Origin of the sequence: Oceanobacillus polygoni, from assembly GCF_008304605.1 — a bacterium.
GTDB classification, from domain to species: Bacteria; Bacillota; Bacilli; order Bacillales; family Amphibacillaceae; genus Oceanobacillus; species Oceanobacillus polygoni.
The window spans coordinates 97,716-111,710 of sequence record NZ_PIJY01000045.1 but is presented as its reverse complement, the minus strand read 5'-3'; the positions used below and the strand labels follow the sequence as shown (position 1 = coordinate 111,710).

General features: G+C 38.3%; 16 protein-coding genes. 1 reads left to right on the top strand and 15 read right to left on the bottom strand.

From position 1 onward, the window contains the following. Window positions 1-2: 2 nt before the first annotated feature. The 11 genes from lepB to smc all read right to left on the bottom strand — a co-directional run bounded on the left by lepB (window position 3) and on the right by smc (window position 10,450). Window positions 3-572, bottom strand: coding sequence for a signal peptidase I (lepB, locus tag F1560_RS19450; RefSeq protein ID WP_149476288.1), 570 nt, complete (start codon window positions 570-572; stop codon window positions 3-5). A 172-nt stretch (window positions 573-744) separates the two neighbouring features. After that, window positions 745-1,089: a 50S ribosomal protein L19 gene (gene rplS, locus F1560_RS19445; RefSeq protein ID WP_095308591.1), complete on the bottom strand. Its 345-nt coding sequence runs from the start codon at window positions 1,087-1,089 to the stop codon at window positions 745-747. 173 nt (window positions 1,090-1,262) lie between these two features. Beyond that, complete coding sequence (trmD, locus tag F1560_RS19440) at window positions 1,263-2,006, bottom strand: tRNA (guanosine(37)-N1)-methyltransferase TrmD (protein WP_149476287.1); 744 nt, start codon at window positions 2,004-2,006, stop codon at window positions 1,263-1,265. Then, window positions 2,006-2,518, bottom strand: coding sequence for a ribosome maturation factor RimM (gene rimM, locus F1560_RS19435; RefSeq protein WP_149476286.1), 513 nt, complete (start codon window positions 2,516-2,518; stop codon window positions 2,006-2,008). The genes trmD and rimM overlap by 1 nt, the downstream gene beginning before the upstream one ends. A 15-nt stretch (window positions 2,519-2,533) precedes the next feature. Then, window positions 2,534-2,923 carry a YlqD family protein gene (locus F1560_RS19430; protein ID WP_149476285.1) on the bottom strand — a complete coding sequence of 130 codons (390 nt, stop codon included), beginning with the start codon at window positions 2,921-2,923 and terminating at the stop codon, window positions 2,534-2,536. Window positions 2,924-3,257: 334 nt separating this feature from the next. After that, window positions 3,258-3,485, bottom strand: a complete 228-nt coding sequence (locus F1560_RS19425; RefSeq protein WP_149476284.1) for a KH domain-containing protein — start codon at window positions 3,483-3,485, stop codon at window positions 3,258-3,260. Between the two features lie 9 nt (window positions 3,486-3,494). Next, complete coding sequence (gene rpsP, locus F1560_RS19420; protein ID WP_095308586.1) at window positions 3,495-3,773, bottom strand: 30S ribosomal protein S16; 279 nt, start codon at window positions 3,771-3,773, stop codon at window positions 3,495-3,497. A gap of 339 nt (window positions 3,774-4,112) precedes the next feature. Next, entirely contained in the window at window positions 4,113-5,456 is a 1,344-nt protein-coding gene (ffh, locus tag F1560_RS19415) for a signal recognition particle protein (protein ID WP_149476283.1), read from the bottom strand. Window positions 5,457-5,469: 13 nt separating this feature from the next. Continuing rightward, the gene (locus F1560_RS19410; RefSeq protein WP_149476282.1) at window positions 5,470-5,787 is read right to left on the bottom strand and encodes a putative DNA-binding protein; all 318 of its coding nucleotides are present in this window, start codon (window positions 5,785-5,787) and stop codon (window positions 5,470-5,472) included. Window positions 5,788-5,867: 80 nt separating this feature from the next. Beyond that, window positions 5,868-6,869: a signal recognition particle-docking protein FtsY gene (ftsY, locus tag F1560_RS19405; protein ID WP_149476281.1), complete on the bottom strand. Its 1,002-nt coding sequence runs from the start codon at window positions 6,867-6,869 to the stop codon at window positions 5,868-5,870. A gap of 14 nt (window positions 6,870-6,883) precedes the next feature. After that, a complete protein-coding gene (gene smc, locus F1560_RS19400; RefSeq protein WP_149476280.1) occupies window positions 6,884-10,450 on the bottom strand; it encodes a chromosome segregation protein SMC in 3,567 nt (1,188 codons plus the stop codon). A gap of 242 nt (window positions 10,451-10,692) precedes the next feature. Here smc and F1560_RS19395 point away from each other — a divergent pair, with 242 nt between their 5' ends. Beyond that, window positions 10,693-10,914 carry a DUF1128 domain-containing protein gene (locus F1560_RS19395; protein ID WP_149476279.1) on the top strand — a complete coding sequence of 74 codons (222 nt, stop codon included), beginning with the start codon at window positions 10,693-10,695 and terminating at the stop codon, window positions 10,912-10,914. 45 nt (window positions 10,915-10,959) lie between these two features. Here the strand turns inward: F1560_RS19395 and rnc are convergent, their stop codons facing one another. From rnc to fabD, 4 genes are all read right to left on the bottom strand, one after another. Beyond that, window positions 10,960-11,646 carry a ribonuclease III gene (gene rnc / locus F1560_RS19390; protein ID WP_149476278.1) on the bottom strand — a complete coding sequence of 229 codons (687 nt, stop codon included), beginning with the start codon at window positions 11,644-11,646 and terminating at the stop codon, window positions 10,960-10,962. Window positions 11,647-11,743: 97 nt separating this feature from the next. Further along, the gene (acpP, locus tag F1560_RS19385) at window positions 11,744-11,977 is read right to left on the bottom strand and encodes an acyl carrier protein (RefSeq protein WP_149476277.1); all 234 of its coding nucleotides are present in this window, start codon (window positions 11,975-11,977) and stop codon (window positions 11,744-11,746) included. 337 nt (window positions 11,978-12,314) lie between these two features. Further along, the gene (fabG, locus tag F1560_RS19380) at window positions 12,315-13,055 is read right to left on the bottom strand and encodes a 3-oxoacyl-[acyl-carrier-protein] reductase (RefSeq protein ID WP_149476276.1); all 741 of its coding nucleotides are present in this window, start codon (window positions 13,053-13,055) and stop codon (window positions 12,315-12,317) included. Continuing rightward, window positions 13,055-13,993 carry an ACP S-malonyltransferase gene (gene fabD / locus F1560_RS19375; protein ID WP_149476275.1) on the bottom strand — a complete coding sequence of 313 codons (939 nt, stop codon included), beginning with the start codon at window positions 13,991-13,993 and terminating at the stop codon, window positions 13,055-13,057. Before fabD ends, fabG begins: the two co-directional genes overlap by 1 nt. Between the last annotated feature and the right edge of the window lie 2 nt (window positions 13,994-13,995).

The window sequence follows — 13,995 nt, the reverse complement described above, 5'->3', positions numbered from 1 at the left end:
TTTTATTCCCCCTTTCCAATTAGTTGCAACCGATCGAATGGCCAATAAATTAAGCTGGTCTTTCCAATGATTTCATCCATCGGTATTACACCAAGCATTCTGCTGTCCGTAGAATTACCTCGGTTGTCACCTAAAACAAATACATGTCCCTCTGGAACTACTTCAAACTCTCCTGGAAGCTCTTCCAATGTAAAATCATTTGTTAGCATTTGATAAGGTTTCATTTGATCCTTTTGTTCATCCAGAAACAGCTCTTCTACAGGTTCTCCATCAATATAGAGTACATTATCTACTACTGCCACATGTTCGCCTGGCAGACCAATAACTCGTTTAATAAAATCTTTCTGAGCAGAAGCATGGAACACGACAATATCAAATCGTTCTGGATCTTGAATAAGATAAGAAAATTTATTAACGATCATTTGATCTCGGTCATGCAGTGTCGGTAGCATGGAAGGTCCGTCCACTACAATCGGAGCAAATAGAAAGGCACGGACGATAAACGCCAAACCAAACGCCAGTAGTAGCGCTTTTATCCAATCTAACCATTCGTTTTTCTTTTTTTTCGCCATATATTCCCCTCCGACCGATTCTATGTATAACTTTATTGTAAGCTAGCATGAAGTATTCATACAAGCTTTAACTTTTTGAACAGCTTCTTTAACCCATTAAATAACAAAAAGGAGCTTGTGCACATTTGCCAAGCTCCTTTCCAATAACGTTTTTCGGGTCAGCTCATGTCGATTAACGACGTTCTTTAATACGAGCTGCTTTTCCGCGTAGATTACGAAGATAGTATAGTTTCGCACGACGTACAATACCGCGACGAGTAACTTCGATCTTATCAACTCTAGGTGAATGTAATGGGAAAGTACGTTCAACACCTACACCATAAGAAATTTTTCTTACTGTAAATGATTCACTAATTCCACCATTTTGACGTTTGATTACAACACCTTCGAACACCTGAATACGTTCGCGAGTTCCCTCTACTACTTTAGCGTGAACTTTTACCGTATCACCAGGGCGAAAATCAGGATGATCAGTACGAAGTTGATCTTTTGTGATGTCTGCAATAAGTTGTTGCATTATCCTTCACTCCTTCCAAACCAATGCTCATTATTTATATAGCAATAAGCGGAACATCGTTTATATGTACCTAAGCGCACTTAAGCACAATAATAAATATATCATATTGAAAATGATAGTTCAACACTCTTTTTAGACAAATTCAAAGTTTTTTAGCTATCACTTGCAATATTTTATTCTTTTTCTTCGTTTGCTTTAATCTTATCAACTATTCTCTGCTCTGCTTCATTTAAAACATAATGTTCAAGTAGGTCACGACGGCGCTTATAGGTTCGCTTTAAAGATTCTTCTATTCGCCAATCTCTTATTTTTCCGTGGTCTCCTGATAGCAATATGTCCGGAACCTTCATGCCACGAAAATCAGCAGGTCTTGTGTAGTGGGGATGTTCCAATAATCCAGTAGAAAATGAGTCCTCTGGAGCTGATTCTTGATTTCCAAGTACATCGGGTAGCAAACGGACTACACTATCTACAACGACCATGGATCCGAGTTCTCCACCAGTCAATACATAGTCACCAATCGAGATTTCATCAGTAACAAGATTTTCACGAATTCGCTCGTCATATCCTTCATAATGACCACAAATGAAAATAAGATGCTCTTCTTTCGCAAACTCTTCTGCTTTACTTTGCGTGAATGATTCACCTTGCGGGCACATAAGGATAACGCGAGGTTTTGTCTGCCTCTCCTTTTTCACAGCGGCCACGGCATCAAATACAGGCTGTGGTGTTAACACCATTCCCGCACCACCACCATATGGATAATCGTCTACCTTTAGATGCTTATTCTCTGTATAGTCCCGGAAGTTCACGAGATTATAACTAAACTTTTCTTTTTCAGCAGCTTTCTTTAAGATGGATGATTGGAAGACGCCCGTAAACATTTCAGGAAAAAGGGTCAAAATATCAATATGCATTAGTCAAGCAGTCCTTCCATTGGTTCAATCACTATTTTCTTATTCACTATATCCACATCTGTTACAACATCATCAATATATGGGATGAGAAGATCCTTTCCAGCTTGCTGCTTCACTACCCAAACGTCATTTGCACCCGGAGATAATATTTCCTTGATTTTCCCCAGATTTCTTCCCTCAGCAGTAAACACCTCGCAACCGATGATTTCGTGATAATAATATTCATCTTGATCAAGTTCAGTTAATTGCGCCTCATTAATTTTTAGTTTACAGCCTTTAAAGCTTTCCACATCATTAATATTAGCGTAGCCTTCGAACTGAAGGAGATCAAACCCCTTATGCATCCGACGTGCAGCAATTTTAAGTTCAATTGGCTGCTCGTCCTTTATAACAAAGAGCTTTTCGCCCGGGGCAAAGCGTTCTTCAAAATCACTAATACGCAGTACTTTGACTTCTCCTCGAATACCATGTGTGTTGACTATTTTTCCTACATTAAACATTCGACTGTTCATTTTATCACCTACTTGTTATTCATCAATTCGTACGACAACGTCATCTTTAATAACGATGACTTGTTCCTCCATAATCTCATTCCAATTAGAACCAACCTTCACCTCAACAAGAGCTTCAACTTCTTTTTCAATAATTTCACTTCCAAGCTCCAGCGTTTCCAATTGACTTATTTTAAAATCAAGCAGTTTAATCTTTTCTTTGCGATTATTTATTTCCTGCTGGAAGCGCTGTTCAATTTCTTGCTTTGAGCTTCCCGCTTTATTCTGCAATTTTCTTTTTTCAAAAAGGAGCTGTTGACACTCTTGTTCAAGTCGCAATTTATGATCATGGAAATTGCGATATATCTTTTCTTTACTTTTCTCCGTGACAATTTGTTTAATCACTACTTTTTTAATGATATTCACTGGATCTCCTCGCTCCCGTTATAAAGTGAAACTTCAATCAGCAGGGATTCCTTTTCCCAACTGATTGTTAGTTATACAGAATCAGGAATTTACGGGCTGTTTTATACTATACAGAGCGCTCCCACACCTTTACATTTTTATTTTTCTTCTGCTTAGAAGTGGGGGTATTACAGTCCGTTAATACGTGAGAAAACTTGGCACTTGCTATTAGGTTAGGCAGATGCCTTTGTTGCATTTATTCAGATAGGAAGCTTTTATACTTTACTATCTGCCAAAAAATCTTTTTAAGATGTGTAAAAGGGAAAGAAGAACCCTACGGGGGTCCGCTTTCCCTTTACATAATGTCCAAATAAATACGTTTATTACCATCCGTTTTTGCTGCATAGACAACCGTACGAATTGCCTTTGCAATACGTCCATTTTTTCCAATTACCTTTCCAACATCCTCTTGATGAACAGTAAGATGGTAAACAATCTTTGCATCTTCTTCTGTCTTCTTAACAACGATATCTTCTGGGTGATCAACTAATGGGGTAACAATCGATTCTATTAGGGCCTTCATGATATCACACTACTTCTCTACTTGGTTTTTTTGGTCGTGGAATTTTTTCATGATGCCTTCTTTTGAGAAAAGATTACGAACTGTATCACTTGGTTTAGCACCTTTTGTCATCCAATCAAGTGCTTTTGCTTCATCAATCTTAACTTCAACCGGGTTAACTACCGGATTATATGTTCCGATTTGTTCGATTTGACGTCCGTCACGAGGAGAACGTGAATCAGCTACAACGATACGATAAAATGGGTTTCTTTTAGATCCCATACGCTTTAAACGAATTTTAACAGCCATTATTTTGCACCTCCAATAAAAATGTTATTCACAATTTAAGATTCTAACAGAAAAAAAACGGTCTGTAAAGTGTTTTTACATTACAACGCTAAAATAGTTGTATTACTAAGTCCATTTCCAGTGCCCAGAAGCCATTAGACTCCCTTCCTGACACGATAAGAAGCACCAACTATGGGTAAAGGGTGGCCGACTAAACCTTCGCCAAAGCCTAACTTCGGCATACCCTTTTCAGGGGCATGTTCCTTTATCTCCTACGTAGCAATGTTCGACGCGTCGAACTGCCCCACATTTGCGGGTTGCAGTCTATACGCCTCTAACCAGGCACTTCCACTTCTGAGTTTACATGAATGGGAATTTCATGCCTTTACCCTTTTTACCTTTTTGCATGTTGGTCATTTGTTTCATCATTTTCTTCATTTCGCTAAATTGTTTAATTAAACGGTTGACATGTGATACAGATGTTCCAGAGCCTTTGGCAATCCGCTTTCTACGACTTCCGTTAATAATACTTGGATCCTGTCTTTCTTTTTTCGTCATGGATTGAATGATTGCCTCAACCTGCGTTAACTGATTTTCATCCAATTGTGCATTTTTAAGCCCCTTCATTTTGTTTGCACCAGGAATCATTGCCATCAAATCATCTAGCGGTCCCAATTTTTTAACTTGCCCCATCTGTTCAAGAAAATCATCAAATGTGAAGGACATCGTACGCATCTTTTCTTCTAATTCTTTTGCTTGCTTTTCATCGACATTCGTTTGTGCCTTTTCAATTAAAGAAAGGACATCACCCATCCCGAGAATTCGAGATGCCATTCGATCTGGATGGAATGCTTCTAGCTGGTCTAGTTTTTCTCCCATCCCGGCAAACTTAATCGGCTTGTCGGTAACAGCTTTTATCGATAATGCTGCACCACCACGTGTATCCCCGTCCAATTTTGTAAGCACAACGCCAGTAATATCAAGCTGTTCATTAAAGCTTTCTGCAACATTAACTGCATCCTGACCTGTCATCGAATCAACGACTAAGAATATTTCATCTGGATTGACGGAAGCTTTAATTTGTTGTAATTCATCCATCAAATCTGTGTCTACATGCAAGCGACCTGCTGTATCGATAATGACATAATCTCTGTGCTCTTCCTTTGCCTTTTCAATTCCTCCTGCTGCAATATCAACTGGATTTGCTTCTGTTCCCATGGAGAAAACAGGCATATCAAGTTGTGTACCAAGTGTCTCTAATTGCTTAATCGCAGCAGGACGATATACATCACAAGCAACTAATAGTGGTGAACGATTATGTTTCTTGCGTAATAGATTTGCTAGCTTTCCGGTTGTTGTTGTTTTACCAGCACCTTGTAAACCAACCATCATAATAACTGTTGGCGGACGATCGGCTACAGCAATTTTACTTTGCTCACCGCCCATTAACGTTGTTAATTCTTCTTTTACTACTTTTATAACCTGTTGACCAGGCGTTAAACTTTCCATTACTTCCTGACCAATTGCACGTTCCTTAATACGAGCGATCAAATCTTTGACCACTTTAAAGTTTACATCCGCCTCTAGTAATGCAAGACGTACTTCACGGGTCATTTCCTTAACGTCTTGCTCAGAAACCTTCCCTTTACCAGTTATCTTCTTTATTGTACTTTGCAGGCGGTCGGCTAATCCTTCAAATGCCATAGAAGGTGTCCTCCTAATCTAATTCTTTTAGTTGGTGAAGCAAAGCATAAGCAGATTGATCTGCGACAGTTTGCTCCAATTGTTCAATCAGTACTACTCGCTGTTCAAATTTCTCATATAAATGCAATTTCTTTTCATACGATTCAAGCATAGCCTCTGTACGTTTGATATTATCATACACTGCTTGCCGTGACACATGAAACAGTTCGGAAATCTCACCAAGTGAATAATCTTCTAAGTAATACATTTCCATATAATTACGTTGTTTCGGTGTCAGTAGAGTTTGATAAAAATCGAATAAATAATTAATACGGGTTGTTTTTTCAATCATGATTCACACCCCTTGTTAAGTGAAATTCCTTTACACAATCATAACGAAATCCTTTGTATATTGTCAAGGAATTTCAGATCCTACTCCGCCTCTGCTTCGGTTCCTAAATCTGCAAATAAACCATACACAAATGCATTGGCATCAAATTGTTGCAAGTCCCCCACTTGTTCCCCTAATCCAACATATTTCACAGGAATATGAAGTTCATTTCGTATCGCAAGTACGATTCCACCTTTGGCTGTCCCATCAAGTTTCGTTAATACGATACCAGACACATTCGTTGCCTCTGAAAACGTTTTGGCTTGGCTTAGGGCATTTTGGCCAGTTGTCGCATCTAAGACAAGGAGCACTTCATGTGGGGCACCAGGAATTTCTCTTTCAATTACACGCTTCACCTTCGAAAGCTCGTTCATTAGATTCACTTTATTTTGCAGTCTTCCTGCCGTATCACAAATTAACACATCTGCTTGACGTGATTTCGCCGCTTTAATCGCATCAAAGATTACTGCTGCTGGATCACTTCCTGCATTATGTTTAATTACATCAACGTCAGCTCTTTCTCCCCATACTTCTAGCTGCTCAATTGCTCCTGCACGGAATGTATCACCTGCTGCTAGGATAACATTTTTTCCTTCTTGTTTTAGCTGATGTGCTAACTTCCCAATCGAAGTCGTTTTACCAACACCATTAACACCAACCACAAGAATAACAGAAAGACCTTGTTCTTGTATGTTTAATGTTTCGATTTCTTCCTGAACATCACCATAATAAATTTCTACAAGCTTTTCAGAGATAATATCTTTTATCCCATTTGTGTCTTTGATGTTCTGACGTTTTACTTCCATTTTCAACTCTTCAACAAGTTCCATTACAGTTGATACACCAACATCTGCAGTAATAAGAACTTCTTCTAGTTCTTCAAAAAAATCTTCATCTACTTTACGGTAGCGCGCAATTAAATCATTAATTTTTAATGAAAAAGAATTACGTGTCTTCGTCATACCTTCTTGATATTTTTTAGAAACCTCTTCTTTCTGTTCATTCTGTTTAAATTTATTTTTTAACTTATTGATAAAGCTCATTGTTTATCAACCTCCTAGGAATTTATCAATTCTTTCGTATCCTCTAATCGAACAGAGACGAGTCTTGAAACACCTGATTCTTGCATCGTAACGCCATACAATACATCCGCTTCTTCCATTGTACCTTTTCGGTGTGTAATCACAATAAATTGTGTGTTATCACTGTATAATTTAACATATTTTGCAAAGCGAGCGACATTTGCTTCATCAAGAGCTGCCTCTACCTCATCAAGGATACAAAATGGAACCGGTCGTACTCTTAGAATGGCAAATAGAAGTGCAATTGCCGTAAGCGCACGTTCTCCACCAGATAGCAAGCCTAAATGCTGCAATTTTTTCCCTGGTGGCTGAGCGATGATATCCACACCTGTATCCAATAAATTTTTCGGATTGGTTAATTTCAGCTCGGCATAGCCGCCTCCAAATAATTGTTTGAATACGTCATGAAATTCATCCTTGATTTTAGTAAATGTCTCATCAAACCGTTTCTTCATTTCATCATCCATTTCACCGATAACGGTATACAGTGTTTCTTTTGCCTCGACAAGGTCATTCTTCTGTTCGGAAAGGAAAGTATAGCGTTCCGAAATGCGTTCGTACTCTTCAATCGCTCCTAGATTAACAGTCCCCAGACGGTCAATTTGTGACTTCAATTCATTTACGATCGTTTTAGCTTCTTCTGTATCTTCCGCTTTCTGATACAGCTGCTTTGCCTTTTCGTATGTGATGGTATATTCCGTCTGTAAATGATTCAATCTGTTTTCCAATTCTACATCAAGGCGACCTGCACGAACCTCTTTTTGCTGAATGGTTTGTTGCAGCGTTTGAAGTCTTTTACTTTCTTCCTTCCGTTCTCTTTCTTCGTCTTGAACAAACTGGGTTTGTTCAGCTCTTTCAGAACGCTTCTGCTGAATTTCATTGGTTAACATTTCCTTCTCTTGCTTAGCAGCTACAATACGCGCGTCTACCTCTTCTTCTGTCTCTTTCGATTGTTCAATTTCTAATAAATTGCTCAATTCCTTTGCATAGTTATGATGCTGACCTTTTAGTTTATCTAATTGATCTTGGGTAGAAGTTGTTTTTTCGCGCTGATACTTTACTCTTTCTTCTTGTTCCGCAAGTTGAATTTGTAGTTGATGCAAATCATCTTGCATCATTTTTTTATTCTCTTTAAATGCAGCCTCTTCATTCGTTAACAAATCGATTTCCTGTTGAATGGAGTCCAACTGTACTTTAAGTTCCGTTAATTCATCTGTTAGCACTTCTGCTCGCCTAGTTAGTTCCTCACTATCTTGTACAAACTGCTGCTTGTCTTGATCATAGATCGACAGGTTATCATTAATAGATGAGAGTTTCATCTCTACTTGCTTCCACTCCGAGTGTAATTCTTGTAGTGCAATTTGCTCGGAAGAGATGGTGCTCTCTTTCGTTCTCAGGTCATTTTCCAGTTGCTTAATCAAATGCTTCTTACGCCCGACAATGGATTCAAATTGGAATATTTTCTGCTGGAATCCTTCGATTTTTTCCGTTACTTCTTGTAAATCTTTTTCTCTTGTAAATAGTGACTGATTCGTTTTCTTTTGAGCTCCACCAGACATGGAACCTCCAGGATTTACGACATCCCCTTCTAGGGTAACAACACGAAATCGACGGTTAACGAGTGCAGCAATTTCATTTGCATCCTTTAAGTTTTCAGCAATAATAACATGTCCCATTAAATGATTTACTGCCTTCTGGTAAGTAGCGTTTGTATGTACGAGTTTTGATGCTATTCCATGGAAACCTGGGTGACCTTCAATTTTCACTAACATATCTTGTGTAATAAAACGCTCCTGGATAGAACCAAGTGGTAAAAAGGTTGCTCTTCCATTATTTGTTTGCTTAAGCCAAGCGATAGCCCTTCTAGCTGCCATATCATCTGTTACAACAATATGCTGCGCTTGTCCACCAAGAGCCGTTTCAATTGCTGTAATAAACTTTTTCGGTACGTCTACCAATTCGATTACTGCACCGTGAATGTTTTCCAGCTTCTTCTCTTCACGAGCTTTCAAAATTGCTTTTACGCCATGGAAAAAACCCTGAAAGTCTTCTTTCATTTCTTCCAGCATTTCTTTTTTTGATTTTAGTTTTTCGATATATTGATAGCCTTGATAAAGCTTTGTTTGTGATTCTTGGAATTGGTTTCGTTCCGACTCTAAGTTTATTTTTAATTGCTTCACATCGGATTCGATTGCAGAAAAGCCAGTTTCACCCGCTTTATAACTTGCTTCTAATTCATTTTTCTCTTCCGTCAATTGTTCTCTTTGTTTGATTAGATCTTGAAATTTATCTGCCTGTTTTTCTTTTTTTCCATCAATTTGTTGTAATTGCTGTGCGATTGATTGCTTTTCATTTCGTTTTGCCGCCTGCTTGTTAAGTAATTCAATAAAATCGGACTTCAAATCTTCAATTTTCTCTGAAATACTTTCTTTGCTTGTGTTTAAGTTAGCTTCTAGCTTACTTGCTTGTTCTTTGCATTTTTTTCGATCGTGTTGTAATTGAACAAGCTGCTTTTTTTCTCTTGCTAGTTCAGCCTCTAATTCAGTAATTCTAGTATTACTCTCTTTTTTTTGCATTTCTAATTTATGCTTGTTTTCTCCAAAATGCTTCGATCGTTCATCAAGGAGTTGTTTCTTTCCTTCATACTTCTCAAGCTGCTCTGTAGCAATTAAAAGATTTTCTTGCATTGCTTCGATTTTGTCATCCAATTGCTGAATTGCTTGATTTTGCTTCTCAATTTCAGCTTCCTTTTTTTGGATCGTGGCCTTAAGGGCACTTTCAGATAACTTTTCGTCTTCCAATTCTTTTAATTGTGTTTGCCACTCGTGATGGAGCTGTTCAATTTCAGATAATAGGTAGGAAATTTCCTTTTCTTTAAGCTTATCTTTTAGCTCTATATATTTTTTAGCAGTTTCAGCCTGTTGTTTCAATGGATTGATCTGCTGTTCAATTTCGTGGATAATATCTTCAACTCGATTGAGATTTTCCTGTGTTTCTGCTAATTTATATTCTGCTTTTTTCTTACGTTGCTTGTATTTCAGTACTCCTGCAGCTTCTTCAAAAATCGTTCGTCTTTCCTCAGCTTTTGAGCTAAGAATTTCCTCGACCTTTCCTTGACTTATAATGGAGAAAGCTTCTCTTCCAAGACCAGAATCCATGAAAAGATCAATAATATCTTTTAATCGGCACGACTGCTTATTGATATAAAATTCACTATCACCAGAACGATAAACTCGACGTGTCACACTAATTTCTTCGTAATCGAGTGGTACTCGTTTATCTTGATTATCAAGTACGAGTGTAACTTCAGCGACATTTAATGCTTTTCTAGTTTCACTGCCTTGGAATATGATATCTTCCATTTTGGAGCCACGTAATGATTTAGCTGATTGTTCACCGAGCACCCAGCGAATCGCATCGGTAATATTACTTTTCCCGCTTCCATTCGGACCAACAACCGCTGTTACTCCCGGTACAAATTCCACATTGATCCGTTCCGCAAATGATTTGAAGCCTACACTTTCCAATCGTTTTAAATACATATACATTCTCCTAATTTCAAAAGAACCCTATTCCTTGCGTTCCTTGCTAAATTTCTTTTTAAACTTTATTTTAAGTGAGAGCATGCGCTTCTCATCGTTGTATCCCATTATTTATTTACTTAACTAAAAAATAGATTGGCTTTTTAACCTATTTATTTTATCATAAACTTATGAACAAAAGAAGTGCAGAACCGTTTCAGGCTCAATCGAATTGCAAGTGTTTTGCCAAAAAGGGGGATAATATGAGTTTAGAAGTCGCATCAGAAGAAAACATGAAGATATTGCTTGAAGAACTAGCAGATAAATTACAGGTTGTCAATCGTACAATCATGGAACCAGAGGATTATGATCTTGAAAAATATGAAGATTTGAAATTTATGTATGATATGGTTGTACAAAAAGGAAGACTAAGTGCGTCTGAAACACAGGCATTTATTGAGGAACTTTCTTTAATAAGGAAATAGACGATAAAAGGCTGTGTCCAACTATGGATAACAGCCTTCTGTTAATCAATGCGGGATAAATGAATCAAGTGCATATTTTGCTGCACGTTGTTCTGCTTCCTTCTTCGTTCTGCCAATTCCTTCACCTGCATTTTTCCCTTTTATAACAACCTGGGCAACAAATTCCTTATTATGGGATGGTCCTTTTTCATCAACGATTTTATATTCAATCGTTTGATTTTTATTTTGTTGAACTAACTCCTGAAGCTGGCTTTTATAATCCATCGCATGCGAAAAAGCACCTTTTTTAATTTTAGGAAATACATGAACTTCTAAAAAATCTAGCGCTTCATCAAATCCTTGATCTAAATAAAGTGACCCAAGGAAGGCTTCAAACACATCGGCCAAAATGGCGGGTCTATTTCTCCCTCCTGTTTGCTCTTCGCCTTTACCGAGTAAAAGGTATTTGCCAAAGTTCAATTCTAGAGCAAAGTTTACTAGGGACGGTTCACAAACAATTGCAGCACGCAGTTTCGTCATTTCTCCTTCTGGCATATCATTATTTTTTCGATATAAATACTGAGATACGCCTAACTCAAGAACTGCGTCGCCAAGAAATTCAAGGCGTTCATTATCCGAAAAAACGACATTTCGATGCTCATTCACATACGATGAATGTGTAAAGGCCTGTTTTATCAGGTTATGGTTATTAAATTTAAGATTAAGCTCCTCCTCTAATTGTTCCACGTTCATTGCTTTCACCTCCATCATGTTTAGATACAGAAAGTCCCGCCTTAAGCGAGACTTTCCGAACTATTCCAAACAAGCTTTTTAGCTTTTAGTAATTTGTTTAAGCTTTGCTGTTTATGTAGTTTACAGCATCACCTACTGTATTTATATTTTCAGCATCTTCGTCAGCAATTTCCATGTCAAATTCATCTTCTAATTCCATTACAAGTTCTACTACATCTAGTGAATCAGCTTCTAAATCTTCTTTAAAAGAGGCTTCCATTGTAACTTTAGACTCTTCAACATCAAGACGGTCAACGATAATAGCTTTAACACGATCAAATACGTCTGCCATTTTGCTTCACCTCCCTTCAAGTAGTATAAAATATTTGCCTAAGAAATTCTAGCAGAAACCGAATAAAATAGCCACTTATACTTTTCTGGATAGTTAGACATTTTATTCATAAAATATATAAACTGCGAACTAACTGCTGGGTTAGGAATTACTGTCGCCGTCCGGGATCGCTACGAACAGTCGCTTTCCGCGGGAACGGCTTCAGCCTCTCCGGACTGGTTAGAGCAACGACATTGTTTTCATCGACTCCACTATTAATATGTAGTCATCCAGGACTAATGGCGAAAATACACGCGATATCCCTCATTTAAGTTTACGCCAGATTGCTCCAGACGAATCACATTACCATTCCGCCATCAATGTGGATGGTTTGACCAGTAATGTAGTTGGCGTCATCGGATGCTAGGAAGCGTACGACCTTTGCAACGTCTTCTGGTGATCCTAGCTTTTCTAACGGAATCACTCCTAAGATTGCTGCCTTTTGTTCTTCGTTTAGCTCATCTGTCATATCTGTCGCAATAAACCCTGGAGCAACTGCGTTTACTAAAATATTCCGTGTTGCCAATTCTTTAGCAGATGTTTTGGTCAGACCAATAACCCCTGCTTTTGCAGCAACATAGTTCGCCTGTCCAGGATTTCCACTTACCCCAACAATCGAAGCAACATTAATGATTCTACCAGCACGCTGCTTCATCATTTGTCTCGTAACAGCTTTTGTACAAATAAAGACACCTTTTAAGTTCGTATTTATAACTTGATCGAACTCTTCTTCTTTCATACGCATTAACAAATTATCTCTTGTAACACCTGCATTATTCACTAAAATATCTAAGCTGCCAAATTGTGTAACAACTTCCTTCACCATTGCTTTTACACGTGTTTCATCTGCAACATCAGCTTGTATTTTAAAAGCCTTCACACCTAGTTGCTCTACTTCCTCTACAACAGCTTGTGCTTTCTGTTCACTGCCAGCATAATTAATCGCTACATTAGCGCCTTGACGCGCAAGCTCTAATGCGATTGCTCTTCCAATTCCACGAGATGCTCCTGTTACTAACGCGCTTTTCCCCTTTAGCATTACGCATCCTCCCTATACCATGAAATAAATTCATTCATTGATTTCAAATCCTGGACTGCAAACGTTTTGATCTTCTTGTCGATTTTACGTAGTAATCCTGAAAGAACTTTCCCGTTACCTACTTCCACGAATGCGTCAACACCTTGGTCAATCATATGGTTAACGGATTCTTCAAAACGAACTGGTGAATACAATTGTTTAAGAAGTAAATCCTTAATCACTAAACGATCTGTAACAGCCGCTGCTGAAACATTAGCAAAAACTGGAATTACTGCATCTTTAATTGGTGTTTTATCCAAATACCCTGCAAACTCTTCGTTCGCGGATTTCATTAATCGAGAGTGGAACGGTCCGCTCACATTTAACGGTAGAACTCGTTTTGCACCTTTTTCTTTTAATAGACCAGAAGCAAGCTCAATTCCTTTTTGCGAACCAGAAATAACAACTTGCCCAGGACAATTTAAGTTAGCAACATCCGCTATTTCATCTGTTATACCAGTCAAGACTTCTGTAATCTCTGCTTCAGACAGTCCAAGAACCGCAGCCATTGTACCTTGTCCTTTTGGGAAAGCTTCTTCCATTAACTTGCCACGAACTGCAACAAGCGGCAATGCATCTTCAACGGTTAATGCTCCTGCAGCAACCAGTGCACTGTATTCTCCGAGACTGTGGCCGACTGTCATCAGAGATTCGACATTTTCCTGCTCGAGTAATTGATGGATCGCAATACTGGTTAAAAGTAATGCTGGTTGTGTGTTTTCTGTCTCTGTTAACACTTCTGCAGGACCTTCAAATATAATTTCCTTTATATCCTTACCTAATACATCATTTGCTTTCTGAAACAGCTCTCTAACTTGTGGAAATTCATCATAGAATTCCTTTCCCATTCCAACAGCCTGTGAGCCTTGACCAGGAAACATTAAAGCTACGCGCTTCATTC

Excerpts from the sequence above, each read along its gene's own strand:
- lepB (WP_149476288.1), bottom strand. The coding sequence starts at position 572 with ATGGCGAAAAAAAAGAAAAACGAATGGTTAGATTGGATAAAAGCGCTA.
- rplS (WP_095308591.1), bottom strand. The coding sequence starts at position 1,089 with ATGCAACAACTTATTGCAGACATCACAAAAGATCAACTTCGTACTGAT.
- trmD (WP_149476287.1), bottom strand. The coding sequence starts at position 2,006 with ATGCATATTGATATTTTGACCCTTTTTCCTGAAATGTTTACGGGCGTC.
- rimM (WP_149476286.1), bottom strand. The coding sequence starts at position 2,518 with ATGAACAGTCGAATGTTTAATGTAGGAAAAATAGTCAACACACATGGT.
- F1560_RS19425 (WP_149476284.1), bottom strand. The coding sequence starts at position 3,485 with ATGAAGGCCCTAATAGAATCGATTGTTACCCCATTAGTTGATCACCCA.
- rpsP (WP_095308586.1), bottom strand. The coding sequence starts at position 3,773 with ATGGCTGTTAAAATTCGTTTAAAGCGTATGGGATCTAAAAGAAACCCA.
- ffh (WP_149476283.1), bottom strand. The coding sequence starts at position 5,456 with ATGGCATTTGAAGGATTAGCCGACCGCCTGCAAAGTACAATAAAGAAG.
- F1560_RS19410 (WP_149476282.1), bottom strand. The coding sequence starts at position 5,787 with ATGATTGAAAAAACAACCCGTATTAATTATTTATTCGATTTTTATCAA.
- ftsY (WP_149476281.1), bottom strand. The coding sequence starts at position 6,869 with ATGAGCTTTATCAATAAGTTAAAAAATAAATTTAAACAGAATGAACAG.
- smc (WP_149476280.1), bottom strand. The coding sequence starts at position 10,450 with ATGTATTTAAAACGATTGGAAAGTGTAGGCTTCAAATCATTTGCGGAA.
- F1560_RS19395 (WP_149476279.1), top strand. The coding sequence starts at position 10,693 with ATGAGTTTAGAAGTCGCATCAGAAGAAAACATGAAGATATTGCTTGAA.
- rnc (WP_149476278.1), bottom strand. The coding sequence starts at position 11,646 with ATGAACGTGGAACAATTAGAGGAGGAGCTTAATCTTAAATTTAATAAC.
- acpP (WP_149476277.1), bottom strand. The coding sequence starts at position 11,977 with ATGGCAGACGTATTTGATCGTGTTAAAGCTATTATCGTTGACCGTCTT.
- fabG (WP_149476276.1), bottom strand. The coding sequence starts at position 13,055 with ATGCTAAAGGGGAAAAGCGCGTTAGTAACAGGAGCATCTCGTGGAATT.
- fabD (WP_149476275.1), bottom strand. The coding sequence starts at position 13,993 with ATGAAGCGCGTAGCTTTAATGTTTCCTGGTCAAGGCTCACAGGCTGTT.